This window comes from Robertmurraya korlensis NBRC 107688, assembly GCF_001591645.1.
Taxonomy (GTDB): domain Bacteria; phylum Bacillota; class Bacilli; order Bacillales; family Cytobacillaceae; genus Robertmurraya_A.
In genome coordinates this window covers 169140-184412 of sequence record NZ_BCVH01000006.1, presented here as the reverse complement: position 1 = coordinate 184412, position 15273 = coordinate 169140, and the positions used below count along the sequence as shown (strand labels likewise).

Here is a 15273-nt window from a genome sequence, read left to right as displayed (position 1 = left end):
AACTCTCTCCTCTCCATTTCATCTCTATTTCAAACTAGTAGTTATTATATCATAAAGAAATTATTGAAAGCCTTTTAAACAGATAAGCTTTTATAACCAATCAATGGGAAAAAAATCGGACCCGCGATGAACGGATCCGAATGATTGATGTATTATTTTAATAAACCAGAAATTGTTAAAAGAAGATCGTCCTTATGAACTTCTAGCATTTCACCGGTTTTACGAACCTTAACTTCAACAATTCCTTCAGCTGCTTTTTTACCAACTGTTACACGAACAGGTAGACCGATTAAGTCTGAATCTGCAAACTTAACTCCTGGTCTTTCCGCGCGATCGTCCATTAGGACTTCGAACTTCTTATCTTTCAATTGTTGATAGAGTTCTGAGGCTAAGGTTGCTTGAGCATCGTCCTTTAAGTTGATAGGAACGAGATGTACTTCAAAAGGTGCAATTTGGGCTGGCCATACAAGACCATTTTCATCATTAAATTGCTCAGCAACAGCAGCTAATGTTCTAGATACCCCAATACCATAACAACCCATAATCATCGGTTGTGACTTCCCGTTCTCATCAAGGAAGGTTGCATTCATCGCTTCACTATAACGAGTTCCTAGCTTGAACACATGTCCTACTTCAATTCCCTTAGCAAAAACAATTTTCCCCTGACCATCAGGAGATAAATCTCCTTCTTGAATAAAGCGTAGGTCAGCGTATTTTGTTACCGAGAAATCTTTTTCAGGATTTACGTTGATGAAATGGTAGTGTTCTTCATTTGCGCCACATACCCCATTAACAATCCCTTGAACAGCTGGGTCAGCAATAATCTCAACCTTGCTTACACCAACAGGTCCTAATGAGCCAATCGAACAACCAAGGATTTCCTTTGTTTCTTCTGGAGTAGCAAGCTCGACAACACCCGCAGAATATAAATTCTTTAATTTAATATCGTTAACTTCATGGTCTCCACGCACAAGTACTAATACATATTGATCATCTACTTTAAACAGAAGCGACTTGATGCACTTAGATGCATCCACCTGTAAAAACGCTACAACTTCTTCAATAGACTTCTTATTTTCAGTAAGAACCTTTTCCATTTCTTTTTGTGGCTCTTCTGATTTTTCGTACGAATTTACAACCGGAGCCATTTCAATATTTGCTGCATAGGTTGAAGTATCAGAATACGCAATTGTATCCTCACCTACATCAGAAAGAGCCATAAATTCATGCGTATCCTTTCCACCCATCGCTCCAGAATCCGCTATAACTGCACGGAAGTCTAATCCGCAACGGCTAAAAATATTGGAATAAGCAGTAAATAAACGATCGTATACTTCGTCAAGACTTTCTTGGGATGCATGGAAGGAATAAGCATCCTTCATGATAAACTCTCTACCACGGAGTAAACCAAAACGTGGTCTTTTCTCATCTCTAAACTTTGTTTGAATTTGATAAAGTGATAACGGCAGTCGCTTATAAGATTTCACTTCGTCTCTTACTAAGCTAGTAATCACTTCCTCGTGAGTTGCCCCAAGAGCAAATTCTCTCTCATGACGGTCATTCATTCTCATCAACTCAGGCCCATAAGTGTACCATCGACCTGATTCCTGCCAAAGCTCCGCTTGTTGGAGTGCAGGCATAAGTAATTCAACAGCACCTGCATTGTCCATTTCTTCACGAACAATGGTCTCGATTTTTTTCAGTACTCGTTGTGCCATTGGTAAATAACTATATATTCCACTAGCATTTTGTCTAACAAAACCAGCTCTTAATAATAGCTGATGGCTTTTAATTTCGGCATCTGCTGGAACTTCCCTTAAAGTTGGGATTAGCGTCATACTCTGTTTCATCTACTAGCACCTCTTCGACGTATCATTTTATAATTATTTATATTTTAAGGCTGCCCCTAGAAGTGTCTGACACCTCATTGTGGGACAGCCTCATGTCAGATTAAAGGAATATCCTTTGAATATCATTCCAAGTAACGACCAGCATAAGGAGCATCAAAAGAGCAAATCCAATAAAATGAACCATTCCTTCTTTTTGACGATCAATCGGCTTTCCTCTTAATGCTTCCACTGCAAAAAACATTAATCTTCCACCGTCTAAAGCAGGAATTGGTAGTAAATTCATAATCCCAAGATTAATACTTAAGATTCCCGCCCACTTCATTAGGTACATAACCCCAGATTTAGCAACGGTGGCAGTTGATTCATAAATACCAACTGGCCCAGACAGAGCATCAATCGAGAATTGTCCAACGATTAATTTTCCAAGCATAGAGAAAATCTCTACCGTCCAATAATACACTTCCTTAAACCCATACGTAACAGACTTTAAAGGAGATTTTTCCATTGGGTTATATACGCCAATGATACCTATTTCTGTACCATCCACGTCCTGTGCTTTTGGTGTAACCGGGATTTCAAGCTCTTCACCGTTCCTAGAAACTAAAAACTCTAGTTCATTTTCGGGGTTTTGGCGTATAATTTCTACTACATCTTGCCAAGTAGATATTTCCCCACCATCAATACTTTGAACCTCGTCCCCTTCTTGTAATCCCGATTGCATTGCCATTCCATCAGAAGTTAACTTTCCTAAGATAGGCTCATTGGTTGGGACTCCTTGCCATAATGCAATCACAACAAAAATTAGAAATGCTAAAACAAAGTTCATCATTGGACCTGCGAAAATGGCCATGGTTCTTTGCCCTAACGTTTTTGAAACAAACTGACGATCATATGGAGCGATCAGCGTTTCCGTACCGTTTTCAACTAAATATGCATTTCTACTAATAGAGAAGGTTTTTAAGCTATCTTCTTCTCCTTCTTCATAACCTTTGATTAGTAATTTTTGTTCAATATCTGCATATTCCACTTCAATGATTCTTGCATCCGGATACTTTTCTTTGTTGTTTAAAATGATTTTCTCAATCACTTCATTCTTATCTAGTATTAGCCCTACACGATAGCCTGGTTTAATTTCAGCCATCTCGGGATCTTCACCAGCCATGCGAACATATCCACCAATCGGCAACAAACGAATCGTATAGAGTGTCTCACCTTTTTTATAAGAAAAGACTTTCGGACCCATTCCAATTGCAAATTCACGACAAAGAATACCTGCCCGTTTTGCAAAGATAAAATGTCCTAATTCATGGAAAAATACGAGTGCCCCAAAAATAATGATAAAGGCTATGACTGTGTTCAAATTATAACCACCTTTTTTTATAGAAGTGAATTCACATACTTGCGTGTATCAACGTCAACCGCTTTAATCTCGGCTAAACTTGGCTCCATTATTGATTGATGGTTCGTTAACGTATTTTCAATTAAATCTTCAATTTGCAAAAAGGTGATCTTTCCTTTTAGAAACGCCTCGACCGCTATTTCATTTGCCGCATTAAGGACGGTCGGAAGGGTCCCCCCAGCCATTCCTGCTTCATAGGCAAATTTTAGGCAGCGAAATCTTTCCATATCCATCTCGGCAAAATGGAGTTGACCGACCTTCGCTAAGTTTAATCTTTGAGCTGTTTTTAGTGGTAAGCGATTGGGGAACGTTAACGCATATTGGATGGGAACTCTCATATCTGGAGTACCCAATTGCGCCATTACACTACTATCATGAAACTCAATCATTGAATGAATGATACTCTCCTTATGTAGAACTACATCAATGTTTTCATAGGGAACACCAAACATCCAATGTGCTTCAATGACCTCTAACCCTTTGTTCATCATAGTCGCAGAGTCAATCGTGATCTTTGCACCCATCGACCAGTTTGGGTGATTTAGAGCATCCTGAACTGTAACATTTTCTAACTCATTTCGTGTACGATCACGGAAGCTCCCCCCTGATGCCGTTAAAATGAGCTTGTCGATATTCTTTTCATATTCCCCTTGTAGAGCTTGAAAAATAGCGGAATGCTCACTATCTACTGGTAATAATGGGACTTGGTTTCGACGTACAGCTTCCATTACGATATGTCCGGCTGTAACTAGTGTCTCCTTATTCGCTAGGGCAATTGTTTTTCCTGCTTCAATCGCATGAAGTGTAGGTTCTAAACCAACACTCCCCATGACTGCATTCACTAAAATAGTAGATTTCTTATATACAGCTACTTCACTTAAGCCTTCTGGCCCGTAAGTAAAGCTTATTTTCGGAAATTCTAGCTTCAAACTCTCCGCATCATCCTTCTCCAGCATACAAACTAATTCAGGATGAAATTCTGCTATAATCTGTCTAGCTAAATTAACATTTCTGCCTACAGACATGGCTGCCAATGAGAACTCTGTAGGGTGCTCTTTTATTATATCAAGTGTTTGTGTTCCGATAGAACCAGTTGAACCTAATAAACTTATGTACTTCATTTTTCCAACTCCGATTCAAAAGCGAGAAACTTCTAAAAAGATTCCCTTATATGATGTTACGGTAGCAAAATAAAATATAAGACCGGCCAAACAAACAGCAAGCTATCAAATCGATCCAAAATGCCACCATGACCAGGCATAATATTGCCTGAATCCTTTACATTATAGTGTCTTTTAAGTGCTGATTCGACTAAATCGCCAACCTGTCCAAAAATAGATAAGAAGACTGTTACGATAAGAAGTCTAACTGTGGATACCGTTTCAAGAGAGAACAAGGCAAAGAATATAGCTACAATAACAGCACAAACAATGCCTCCGATAAATCCTTCAACTGTTTTGTTTGGGCTAATGTCAGGCCATAGTTTATTTTTCCCCATTGCTCGCCCAATAAAATACGCACCTGAATCTGTTGCCCACACAATAAATAGGGAATAAAAAATAAACATGAGCCCAGCTGTTTCTCTTATTTCAATAAAATAGAAAAATCCCATTCCAATATATAATGTTGCCATTATTGAAAAAGAAACATCATCGAAAGTAAAGCGGTTCTTTGTTACAACCGTGTAAGTTAACAGAAGCAAAACAGCTAAAAGGGCAAATTCAACCTTTGTATAGTGCATCGGTCCAACTATATTATGCAGCTGCCGTGGTAGTAAAAAAATCCAAAGCACAAACATTGAGATTAGTCCAGGAATGGAGACTAATTGAATACTTCTCATTTTTAACAGCTCATAAAGCGCAACCGTTGCTAGAACATACACTAATAATACAAAGGGTAATTTACCCAAAATCACTAATGGTAGAAAAATTGCCCCGAAGATAATTGCTGAAATAATTCTTTGTTTCATCTTATTGTGTCAACACCTTTATTATACTCCCCCAAACCGCCTTTGACGGTTTTGGAATACTTCGATTGCTTCGACTAAGTGTTCTTCTGAGAAGTCTGGCCATAATACGTCTGTAAACCAAAACTCCGTATAAGCTAGTTGCCAGAGCATAAAGTTACTTAACCGAATTTCACCACTCGTACGAATGAGTAGATCCGGATCATTTAATTCACTTGTCATTAAGTAGTTCGAGAATACTTCTTCATTAATATTATTCTCTGTCAGTATACCACTTTTGTGGTCTTTTAAGACGTTTTTTACTGCTTCTAGGATTTCCGCCCTACTTCCATAATTAAGAGCAAAGTTTAACACTAACCCATCATTGTCCTTTGTATCATCTATTGCTCGGTTAATCGCATTAAGCGTATGGGCAGGGAGACTTTCCTTATATCCAATCATTCGTACTTGGACATTTTCCTCTATCAATTCTGGGAGAAAGGTTCCTAAAAACTCCTCCGGTAATTTCATTAAATAATCAACTTCCATTTTAGGACGTTTCCAGTTTTCCGTAGAAAATGCATATAACGTTAAGGTGGATACTCCTAATTGATTTGCAAGCTTCGTGATTTTACGGACAACCTTCATTCCTTCATGATGACCGGCTACTCTCGGCAGCGCTCTTTTTTTCGCCCAACGTCCATTCCCATCCATAATAATGGCAATATGTCCTGGTACAGATTGATTTTTTATGGTTGTTATACGGTCGCTAAGTTCGGATGATGGTTTATTCTTCCAAAGCTTTATTTTCTCTAACATAAGACGGCTCCTCCAAAATGTAATCATGTGGCTAAAGACTACATTTAGTTGTAATAATGCTTCTCTCCAGTCACAATGTATCCATTGTATTTTAATGTTTTCCATTGTATGAATGGAAAAGAGCGTAATGAAAAAAGCAGGTACCTAAATTTGCCTGCTTTTATCATACCAAAAAAGAGAAGAGATATCTCTATAAAACTAAAGCACCTCATGGAAAAGAAATCAATTAGAATAGAAAAACCCCCTATAAATAGAGGGTATTCTCTCGGTTCATTAAACCTCTAAAATTTCCTTCTCTTTGTCTTTTGTTAGCTGGTCAACCTTTGTAATATATTCGTCCGTTAATTTTTGAATGTCATCAGAATAACCACGTTGGTCATCTTCAGTGATTTCACCATTCTTTTCAAGCTTTTTCAGGTCATCATTCGCATCACGACGGATATTTCTAACGGCAACCTTCGCATCTTCTGATTCTTTCTTAACCACCTTTACCAATTCCTTACGTCGTTCTTCTGTTAACTGGGGAATTGCCAAGCGGATGATGCTTCCATCGTTTGACGGAGTGATACCAATATCTGATTTAAGGATTGCTTTTTCAATATCACTTAAAATAGATTTATCATATGGTTGAATAACGAGCATTCGCGCTTCTGGTACAGAAACACCAGCAAGTTGGTTAATTGGAGTTGGTGCTCCGTAATAGTCGACAGTAATTCGATCGAGCATAGATGCATTCGCACGTCCAGCACGAATTCCAGCAAGCTCACGAGTGTAAGCCCCAATTGCTTTAATCATACGGTCTTTCGCATTTGCAACAACTTGTTTCGGCATTATTTTTTCCCCCTCACAATAGTCCCAATGGATTCTCCCATTACGGCACGTTTGATGTTTCCTTGTTCCATAATAGAGAAAACAAGAAGTGGTATATCGTTATCCATACATAAAGAAGAAGCAGTAGAATCCATGACAGCTAATCCTTCCTTAAGTACGTCTAAATAAGAAAGTTCATCATATTTCTTCGCTGTTTTATCTATACGTGGGTCAGCAGAGTATACTCCATCGACGTTATTCTTCGCCATTAAGATGACTTCCGCTTCGATTTCAGCAGCACGTAAAGCAGCTGTTGTATCGGTTGAAAAATAAGGGTTTCCAGTACCCGCTGCAAAAATAACAACTCGCTTCTTCTCAAGATGACGAATCGCTCGTCTGCGAATATAAGGTTCAGCGACTTGTCTCATCTCAATGGAAGATTGTACACGTGTTTCCACACCTGATTGTTCGAGACTATCTTGAAGAGCCAATGAGTTCATAACCGTTGCAAGCATACCCATATAGTCTGCATTTGCACGATCCATTCCCATTTCCTCACCAATTTTACCTCGCCAGATATTTCCGCCACCAACGACTACGGCCACTTCAACACCTAAATCTGCAATTTCTTTTACTTGGTCAGCAACTGACTTAATAACTTTCGGATTAATTCCGAACCCTTGCTCACCAGCAAGTGCTTCACCACTTAGTTTTAGTACGACGCGTTTAAATTTCGGACTGGTCATAGAAACCTCCATATGTATATTGCTACTATTAAGCTTTCTTGAAAAATAGGGAACACAGGTGTGTTCCCTAACAGTAAATTTTGCGGGTCAGAGCAGCTGTCTCCGCTTTTATTTTATCTAGCTGCGACAGCTTGACCCTCGGGGGGCATAAGTCAAAGCCCTTCAGAGGTCAGGACCTCCTGCGGTCTTCACCTTATGCCTGACGGGTCAGGGCAGCTGTCTCCGCTTTTATTAGTTACCTTTAACTTGGTTCATTACTTCTTCAGCGAAGTTATCAGCACGCTTTTCGATACCTTCTCCTACTTCGTAACGTACGAATTCACGAATCTTTCCACCTTTTGATTCTACGAATGCTTTCACTTTTTGATCTGGATCCTTAACGAATGCTTGGTCGTTCACACAAACGTCTTGGAAGTATTTGCTTAGGCGACCTTCAACCATCTTAGCTACGATGTTTTCTGGCTTACCTTCGTTAAGTGCTTGTTGAGTAAGAACTTCACGCTCACGCTCAATTTCTTCAGCAGAAACTTCGTCACGAGATACATACTTAGGGTTTAATGCAGCGATGTGCATAGAAACGTCCTTTGCAGCAGCATCATCAGTAGTTCCTTCTAATACTGTTAATACACCAATGCGTCCGCCCATATGTAGGTAAGCACCGAATGCATCGTTGTCGCCTTTAGACTTGATTTCAAAGCGGCGAAGAGAGATTTTTTCACCGATTTTTGCGATAGCTGCGTTTACGTGTGATTCAACTGTTGCACCGTTAGCCATTGTCTGTGCATTTACTTCTTCAACTGAAGCTGGCTTGTTTGTAAGAATATGCTCAGCAATTTCTTTAACTAGTACTTGGAAGCCTTCGTTTTTCGCAACGAAATCTGTTTCAGAGTTAACTTCTAAAATAACTGCTTCGTTTCCTTCAGTAAGGATATAAGTAGTTCCTTCTGCTGCTACACGATCTGCTTTCTTCGCAGCGCTAGCTATACCTTTTTCACGTAAGAAGTCGATTGCTTTTTCCATATCCCCTTCAGTTGCTTGAAGAGCCTTTTTACAATCTAACATTCCTGCGCCTGTTCTTTCACGTAATTCTTTTACCATTTGAGCCGTTACTGCCATGTGAGTTTCCTCCTTAAAATCTATGTATTTAGTGTTAGCTAGCTTTAAAAAAGCTAGTCAAAGATTTGTGTATCCTTTAAAAAAAGGTGATAAAGGGGGTCCCTCTTATCACCTTTTAGTAACTAGTGTTTCCTCAGGTCAAAACGTATTACGCTGTAACTTCTTCGCCTTGCTTCGCTTCTAAAATAGCATCTGCCATTTTAGCAGTTAATAGCTTAACAGCACGGATAGCGTCGTCGTTTGCAGGGATAACAACATCGATTTCGTCTGGATCACAGTTTGTATCAACGATACCAACGATAGGGATGTTTAATTTATGTGCTTCAGCAACTGCAATACGCTCTTTACGAGGGTCGATAATGAATAAAGCATCAGGAAGCTGCTTCATATCTTTAATTCCGCCTAAGAACTTTTCTAAGCGCTCTTGCTCTTTTTTCAATTGAACAACTTCTTTTTTAGGAAGTACATCAAATGTACCATCTTCAGACATTCTTTCGATATCTTTAAGGCGTGAAATACGCTTTTGGATTGTTTCGAAGTTTGTTAAAGTACCACCTAACCAGCGTTGGTTAACGAAGTACTGACCTGAACGGATCGCTTCTTCTTTAACAGAGTCTTGAGCTTGCTTCTTAGTACCAACGAAAAGAACTGTTCCACCGTTACCAGCTAGTTCTTTTACCCAGTTGTAAGCTTCCTCAACCTTCTTAACTGTTTTTTGAAGATCGATGATGTAGATGCCGTTACGCTCAGTGAAGATATATTTCTTCATCTTAGGGTTCCAGCGGCGAGTTTGGTGTCCGAAATGTACACCAGCTTCAAGTAATTGCTTCATTGAAATTACTGACATGTTTGTTTCCTCCTAATGGTTTTTATTTTCCTCCGCCCATTTCAACTTTAGACAAAACTGTCGAAACAGCACCCTTTGCCTAAATCCATGAACGTGTGTATTAACACCAAGAGTTAATATAGCATAATAGAATGTTACAATCAAGTTTATTCCTGATTAATTTGACGAAATTTGAGTAAAAGTTCTATCTCCGTCTTCCCTTTATGTAGTTTTTTTGCAATTTCTTCAAGTGTAAGACCTTGTTCTTGTAGCTGTAGCACTTCCTCAAGAAGGGGTTTTTCTTTTGGTTCTATCACTTGTTGTAAAGTTTCCTCTACTTCCTTAGCCACTTCGGGCTCCCCAATAGGATTTTCTGCCTCAGTAAAGTCAGGAAGAAGTACCTCAACATCTTCGTCTGTTAATGGCTGTATAGCACCTATCTTGTATGCTTTAACAGCATGGGTCTTTGAACTTTTAATGGGAAACGGAACCTTCTCTTCTTCTGTACTCGGAAGTATTGGTTCTATGCTGACTTCTTTCTTCTTGTTGGATTGATTGTTAGCTACCTTTGTAATTCTATCAATAAAAATCTCATTTTCTTCCTTCATTTCAGCCAAGTAGGTTGAAATGACATCTTCCATTTCCTCAATTATCCTTTGTTGCTTCTTCTCCACTTCAAATAGCCTTGACTGACGGAGATATAAGATGACGATGGAAAACAACGCAATAATATTTAATACGATACTAATAAATAAAAATATACTTATCATATCATCCCTCTATCCCGAAAAGTCAAAAAAGTTCCCCTTATATGGATGAACCTCTTTCACTGGTTGACTCTCTTTATTTTTTCTGTTTTTCTTCCCCTGTTGGTTCCCATTTCCATCTCGTTCATGATCCTTTAAACGAGCCTTTTCCTTCTGCTCATGCTTATTAACTGAGATTCTATTTTTTTCTACTTCCTTTATGACACTATTTGCAGCAACATCATTTTGCAGCTGACCACGCTGTTGTATTTGCTCTTGAAGCTTGCTAGCATCCTGCATCCTAGGAAGAGCAATTTGCATTTCTATCGCTTTTAAACTCATGCCTGGTTGCCATCTCCATACCTATTATTTACAGATTTCAAAAATAAGTTTGTATTAAACAATTTTTTGCAAGGTTTGTCTAAGCTTAAAAATAGCTTTGGAATGGATTTGAGAGATCCTAGATGTCGACAAATCCATTACTTGTCCAATCTCAGTTAATGTTAACTCTTCCTGATAGAATAGACTTAACACAAGCTGTTCTTTGTCATTTAAATGCGAAATCATCATAGACAGCTCGGATATCAACTCATTTTTAATAACTTTTTCTTCCGGTATTTCTGCACGTTCATCCTTTAACGAGAATCCAGCTCCCTCTTTTTCCTCACCATCCGGCTGTTCATCAATTGATAAAACATTGGCAAAAAAATGCTCGTTGATTGTATTGTGAACATCATCCTCACTCATATTTAGCTCTTGTGCGATTTCTTTAGATGTCACATTCCTCATAAGCTGTTGTTCCAATTTTTCAATGGTTTGCTCAATTCGTTTTGCTTTATCTCTTGTATTTCTTGAGAGCCAATCTTCCTTTCTTAACCCATCGATAATGGCTCCACGAATACGAAAGGACGCATATGTATCAAATTTCAAGTCCCTAGTTGGATCAAACTTTTCAAGTGCATCGTATAACCCAATCAATCCTAAGCTCTTTAAATCATCTCGTGAAACATTTTTCGGTAATCCAACGGAAATCCTTTGGACATGATAGCTAACAAGCGGCATATATTTTCTCACTAAATAATCCCCAGCATCACTGTCTCTTTTGGAAGTCCATTTTTCCCATATGTTTTGTTCCTCGATCGAAGGTGCCTGTCCCATGGTTTCCTCCTCCAAACGACATTGTTCAAATCAATCGTTAAATTAAATACTTTCTTAATATAAACAGTCCTTATTTCTTTCAAACAATAATCGATTTTTAATTGCAAAAAAAATCAGCCATTCATTTAAAGGCTGATCGTTTATTATTTCCCATTCTACCATTCCTGAGTGCCTTTGTTAACCGTTCGAATGTGTAAGATTTTTGACTTCGGACAAAACTCAATCGTTCGCCCACTATTTCCTCCTACATCCTCTGCCATGATAGCAATTTTCAACTCAGCCAACTCTTTTTTTACCGCTTCTACATTTCTTGGACCAATTCTCATCATGTCACTAGTATTACTAAATTGAAACATTTGCGCTCCACCAGCTATTTTTGCTTTTAGCATGGAGGGTCTTGCCCCAAATTGGGTAAGCTTTTTTACAAGCTCCTTCACCCCGGTATCAGCATACTTCGCATGATTCAATGTACCAGCTTTAGAAAGGGTTGAATCAGGGAGCATAACATGAACAAGCCCTGCTATCTCTTTTCCTTGATCATATAACACCACACCCACGCATGATCCAAGCCCAGATGTTCTAATTCGGTTAGGCGCAGATACGACATTCATATCAGCTATTCCAACCTTAATAATCTCAACTTTTTCATCCATTATCCCTAACTCCTAAAGATTCAAAGATAATATGAAAGGAGTCCGGGTCAGGCAACAAGAAGAAGTGGCCACGTACACTTTCACTTAACTCAACGTCATCCTCATTCAGCGCCGTATCAATTACTATCGCGTAATCACTTACCTGTGACAGTTCTATTAATCCGTAACTAATAATAGCGCCCACCATATCAACACTTAACGCGGGAACTGATGGATACAATGCGAGTCCCGTAAAATCGGACAAAGAAGATAAATACGAACCAGATAAAATATTTCCAAGCTCCTGTAAGGCAGAAGTGGCTATTTCATTATCCCCTAGTTGATCAAAGGTAAATTCTTCGTCACCAATCATTTGCTTAATAAATACAGTTGCTTGTTCAGGAGGTAGGACAAAGAACATGCTGCCAGGTGCTTCCCCTTCTATACGGAGAAACACCGCAGCGACTACATGATCTGCACCACCTGATAGTTCCATCATTTCATCAAAGGTAACAATTTTAACATTGGGAACCTGCATATCAATCTTTTTATTTAAAAGCTTAGATAGGGCCGTTGCTGCATGACCCGCACCAATATTGCCGATTTCTTTTAATATGTCCAAATGAATAGAAGAAAGATTACTAATGAATCCCATTGCGTTATCCTTCAATCCCTTGAGTCGCTTTAACTTCTTCTGGATTTAAGACCATTTCAAGGTCAAGAAGGATCATTAGGCGTTTGCCCACCTTCACCACTCCACTGATATAGTTCGCCTCTTCGGTTCCTACTACTTCTGGTTGAGGTTCAATGGCTTCTGTTTGAACATCTATTACGTCGTTCGCCGCATCTACAATTAGGCCAACATCCATATTTTCTAAAGCAACAATAATGACTCTTGTACTATCAGAATATACTTCTTCTTCGATTCCAAAACGACTTCTTAAATCAATAATAGGAGTGACAACTCCTCTTAAATTGATAACACCCTTTACAAAGTGAGAACTACTAGGGACTCTAGTAATATGCTGCACCTTTTCAATGGACCGAACATCACTTACTGGAATCGCATATTCTTTTCCTTTTAATTGGAAGATAATAAGCTTTAAATCTGCTACTGATGTCTCACTCATGAGACTTCCCCCTCTTTCCTAACATGCTAGACACATTAGTAGATGTTTATTTAATTAGTGCATTGCAATCTACAATGAGTGCCACTTGTCCGTCTCCAAGAATTGTTGCCCCTGAAATAGCAAATACATTTGTTAAATAGTTTCCTAGCGACTTTAATACTACTTCCTGCTGGCCAATAAAGGAATCCACTACAAGACCTGCCATCTTATCGCCTTTTCTTACGATGATCACGGAATAAAACTCATCCTCTTCTTCGAAGACAGGAACTTCAAAAATATCCTTTAAGAATAGGAGTGGGACTACTTTCCCTCTAAAATCAATCACCTTTTGATTATGTGCGTTAAGAATATCTTCCTTTTTAACAATTGCTGTCTCAATAATTGAAGAAAGCGGAATTGCGTATTTTTCTTTCTGAATTTCTACCAACATAACAGAAATAATAGAAAGAGTTAGAGGAAGTTGAACGGAGAATACAGAACCTTCTCCTTCTTTTGAATCAATTGATACTGTTCCACCAAGCGATTCAATGGTATTTTTCACAACATCAAGACCAACACCTCGTCCTGACACATCTGAAATTTTTTCCGCTGTTGAGAAACCTGATGCAAAAATCAATTCATATACCTGCTTGTCTGTAAGAGTTGCAGCCGTTTGTTCCGAAATAATACCGTTCTTTAGTGCCTTACTAAGTACTCGATCACGGTTAATTCCAGCACCATCATCAGATAATTCAATAAACACGTGGTTGCCGCTATGGAATGCCTTTAAGATAACCGTTCCTTCTTCACTCTTACCCTTAGCTCTTCTTACCTCAGGTGTTTCTACACCATGGTCTAACGCATTACGGATTAGGTGAACAAGCGGGTCACCGATTTCGTCTATAACCGTACGGTCTAGTTCCGTTTCCGCACCGACAATTTCTAAATTAATCTTTTTGCCAAGATCACGAGCTAATTGTCGTACCATTCGTGGGAAACGATTAAATACCGTCTCAACCGGTACCATTCGCATATTTAAGATAATGTTTTGAAGATCACCAGAGATTCGGCTCATTCGTTCCACGGTTTCATGGAGCTCTGAATTATTTAAATCTCTTGAAATTTGCTCTAATCTACCTCTATCGATGACAAGTTCTTCAAACAAATTCATTAAAATATCAAGTCGCTCAATATTAACACGAATCGTTTTATTACTAGCCTGTTTCACTGATGTTTGTTTTTTCTGTTCATCTTGAGCTGGTTCTTCCATTTTTACTTCTTCAGCAATAACTACTTCCTGCTTTATAGATTCAACAGCTGCTTCTGTATTTGGACGGAGTTGCTCAATAGATAGAGGCTGAATATCAACTCTATCAACCTCTGAAACTTTCATCACCTTGCCTTGAATATCAGACATTGGTTCCTTCGATACAATCGTTACCGTGAACTCTTGATCAAACTGTTCTTCCTCTAATTGGTCAACTGAAGGAGTCGATTTGATGACTTCTCCTAATTTCTCAATGACTTCAAATACCATAAATACTCTCGCAGCTTTTAACAAGCAATCTTCTCTCAGCGAAATCGTAATTTCATATGTTTGGAAGCCTTGTTCCATTGATTGCTGAAGGACCGTACATTCAAACTCATCGTATTCACCTTTAAGTACACGAGGAGTATCTGGAGCTATTGTGGCAGCTACCTCTTTTACCCCTTGAGATACAGCAGGACTTTCTCCCTTTTCAATTAGCTTAAGCTTTTCTACTACAGAAGACACATCACGTTTTCCGTCGCCTCCATCAGCAATCGAAAACACCATTGCTTCTAAATCGTCCGTTGCTTCAAACACAACATCAAGAATTTCAGGTGTAACGGAAATTTTTTGGTTTCGTATGGCATCCAAAACGTTTTCCATCTGATGAGTTAGACTTGCTAAGTCTTCATAACCCATTGTTGCTGACATCCCTTTTAACGTGTGTGCAGAGCGAAAAATATCATTAACAATGCTAAGATCACTTGGATTTTTCTCAAGATCAAGTAATCGCTCATTACAATTCTGAAGATGCTCCTTGCTTTCCTCAATAAAAACCTCTAAATATTGGCTCATTTCCATGCCCAAC

General features: G+C 38.8%; 16 protein-coding genes. All 16 read right to left on the bottom strand.

Features of this window, described 5'->3' with window-relative positions:
• Positions 1-152 precede the first annotated feature (152 nt).
• A complete protein-coding gene (locus BKO01S_RS11130) occupies positions 153-1850 on the bottom strand; it encodes a proline--tRNA ligase (protein ID WP_066053373.1) in 1698 nt (565 codons plus the stop codon).
• Between the two features lie 100 nt (positions 1851-1950).
• Positions 1951-3210 (bottom strand): RIP metalloprotease RseP, encoded by a 1260-nt coding sequence (gene rseP, locus BKO01S_RS11125; RefSeq protein WP_066053370.1) that lies wholly within the window; start codon positions 3208-3210, stop codon positions 1951-1953.
• 17 nt (positions 3211-3227) lie between these two features.
• Complete coding sequence (dxr, locus tag BKO01S_RS11120) at positions 3228-4370, bottom strand: 1-deoxy-D-xylulose-5-phosphate reductoisomerase (protein ID WP_066053367.1); 1143 nt, start codon at positions 4368-4370, stop codon at positions 3228-3230.
• Positions 4371-4426: 56 nt separating this feature from the next.
• Positions 4427-5218: a phosphatidate cytidylyltransferase gene (locus BKO01S_RS11115; RefSeq protein ID WP_066053364.1), complete on the bottom strand. Its 792-nt coding sequence runs from the start codon at positions 5216-5218 to the stop codon at positions 4427-4429.
• Between the two features lie 21 nt (positions 5219-5239).
• Positions 5240-6013: an undecaprenyl pyrophosphate synthase gene (gene uppS / locus BKO01S_RS11110; RefSeq protein ID WP_066053359.1), complete on the bottom strand. Its 774-nt coding sequence runs from the start codon at positions 6011-6013 to the stop codon at positions 5240-5242.
• A 273-nt stretch (positions 6014-6286) separates the two neighbouring features.
• Entirely contained in the window at positions 6287-6844 is a 558-nt protein-coding gene (gene frr, locus BKO01S_RS11105; protein ID WP_066053356.1) for a ribosome recycling factor, read from the bottom strand.
• A complete protein-coding gene (pyrH, locus tag BKO01S_RS11100) occupies positions 6844-7569 on the bottom strand; it encodes a UMP kinase (RefSeq protein ID WP_066053353.1) in 726 nt (241 codons plus the stop codon). Before pyrH ends, frr begins: the two co-directional genes overlap by 1 nt.
• A 231-nt stretch (positions 7570-7800) precedes the next feature.
• Positions 7801-8685: a translation elongation factor Ts gene (gene tsf / locus BKO01S_RS11095; RefSeq protein WP_066053350.1), complete on the bottom strand. Its 885-nt coding sequence runs from the start codon at positions 8683-8685 to the stop codon at positions 7801-7803.
• A gap of 148 nt (positions 8686-8833) precedes the next feature.
• The gene (rpsB, locus tag BKO01S_RS11090) at positions 8834-9532 is read right to left on the bottom strand and encodes a 30S ribosomal protein S2 (protein ID WP_066053347.1); all 699 of its coding nucleotides are present in this window, start codon (positions 9530-9532) and stop codon (positions 8834-8836) included.
• 146 nt (positions 9533-9678) lie between these two features.
• A complete protein-coding gene (locus BKO01S_RS11085; RefSeq protein ID WP_066053344.1) occupies positions 9679-10281 on the bottom strand; it encodes a hypothetical protein in 603 nt (200 codons plus the stop codon).
• A gap of 9 nt (positions 10282-10290) precedes the next feature.
• The gene (locus BKO01S_RS11080; protein WP_066053341.1) at positions 10291-10599 is read right to left on the bottom strand and encodes a hypothetical protein; all 309 of its coding nucleotides are present in this window, start codon (positions 10597-10599) and stop codon (positions 10291-10293) included.
• 54 nt (positions 10600-10653) lie between these two features.
• On the bottom strand, positions 10654-11415 hold the full coding sequence (locus BKO01S_RS11075) for a FliA/WhiG family RNA polymerase sigma factor (RefSeq protein WP_066053338.1): 762 nt from the start codon (positions 11413-11415) through the stop codon (positions 10654-10656).
• Between the two features lie 155 nt (positions 11416-11570).
• Complete coding sequence (locus tag BKO01S_RS11070) at positions 11571-12068, bottom strand: chemotaxis protein CheD (RefSeq protein ID WP_066053335.1); 498 nt, start codon at positions 12066-12068, stop codon at positions 11571-11573.
• Positions 12061-12702: a chemotaxis protein CheC gene (locus tag BKO01S_RS11065; protein ID WP_066053329.1), complete on the bottom strand. Its 642-nt coding sequence runs from the start codon at positions 12700-12702 to the stop codon at positions 12061-12063. Before BKO01S_RS11065 ends, BKO01S_RS11070 begins: the two co-directional genes overlap by 8 nt.
• Before the next feature lie 4 nt (positions 12703-12706).
• Entirely contained in the window at positions 12707-13177 is a 471-nt protein-coding gene (locus tag BKO01S_RS11060; protein ID WP_066053326.1) for a chemotaxis protein CheW, read from the bottom strand.
• Positions 13178-13223: 46 nt separating this feature from the next.
• Complete coding sequence (locus BKO01S_RS11055) at positions 13224-15266, bottom strand: chemotaxis protein CheA (protein WP_066053322.1); 2043 nt, start codon at positions 15264-15266, stop codon at positions 13224-13226.
• Positions 15267-15273 lie beyond the last annotated feature (7 nt).

Bases quoted from the DNA above. Each gene is read 5' to 3' on its own strand.
- BKO01S_RS11130 (WP_066053373.1), bottom strand. From the start codon at position 1,850: ATGAAACAGAGTATGACGCTAATCCCAACTTTAAGGGAAGTTCCAGCA.
- dxr (WP_066053367.1), bottom strand. From the start codon at position 4,370: ATGAAGTACATAAGTTTATTAGGTTCAACTGGTTCTATCGGAACACAA.
- BKO01S_RS11115 (WP_066053364.1), bottom strand. From the start codon at position 5,218: ATGAAACAAAGAATTATTTCAGCAATTATCTTCGGGGCAATTTTTCTA.
- uppS (WP_066053359.1), bottom strand. From the start codon at position 6,013: ATGTTAGAGAAAATAAAGCTTTGGAAGAATAAACCATCATCCGAACTT.
- frr (WP_066053356.1), bottom strand. From the start codon at position 6,844: ATGCCGAAACAAGTTGTTGCAAATGCGAAAGACCGTATGATTAAAGCA.
- pyrH (WP_066053353.1), bottom strand. From the start codon at position 7,569: ATGACCAGTCCGAAATTTAAACGCGTCGTACTAAAACTAAGTGGTGAA.
- tsf (WP_066053350.1), bottom strand. From the start codon at position 8,685: ATGGCAGTAACGGCTCAAATGGTAAAAGAATTACGTGAAAGAACAGGC.
- rpsB (WP_066053347.1), bottom strand. From the start codon at position 9,532: ATGTCAGTAATTTCAATGAAGCAATTACTTGAAGCTGGTGTACATTTC.
- BKO01S_RS11085 (WP_066053344.1), bottom strand. From the start codon at position 10,281: ATGATAAGTATATTTTTATTTATTAGTATCGTATTAAATATTATTGCG.
- BKO01S_RS11080 (WP_066053341.1), bottom strand. From the start codon at position 10,599: ATGAGTTTAAAAGCGATAGAAATGCAAATTGCTCTTCCTAGGATGCAG.
- BKO01S_RS11075 (WP_066053338.1), bottom strand. From the start codon at position 11,415: ATGGGACAGGCACCTTCGATCGAGGAACAAAACATATGGGAAAAATGG.
- BKO01S_RS11070 (WP_066053335.1), bottom strand. From the start codon at position 12,068: ATGGATGAAAAAGTTGAGATTATTAAGGTTGGAATAGCTGATATGAAT.
- BKO01S_RS11065 (WP_066053329.1), bottom strand. From the start codon at position 12,702: ATGGGATTCATTAGTAATCTTTCTTCTATTCATTTGGACATATTAAAA.
- BKO01S_RS11060 (WP_066053326.1), bottom strand. From the start codon at position 13,177: ATGAGTGAGACATCAGTAGCAGATTTAAAGCTTATTATCTTCCAATTA.
- BKO01S_RS11055 (WP_066053322.1), bottom strand. From the start codon at position 15,266: ATGGAAATGAGCCAATATTTAGAGGTTTTTATTGAGGAAAGCAAGGAG.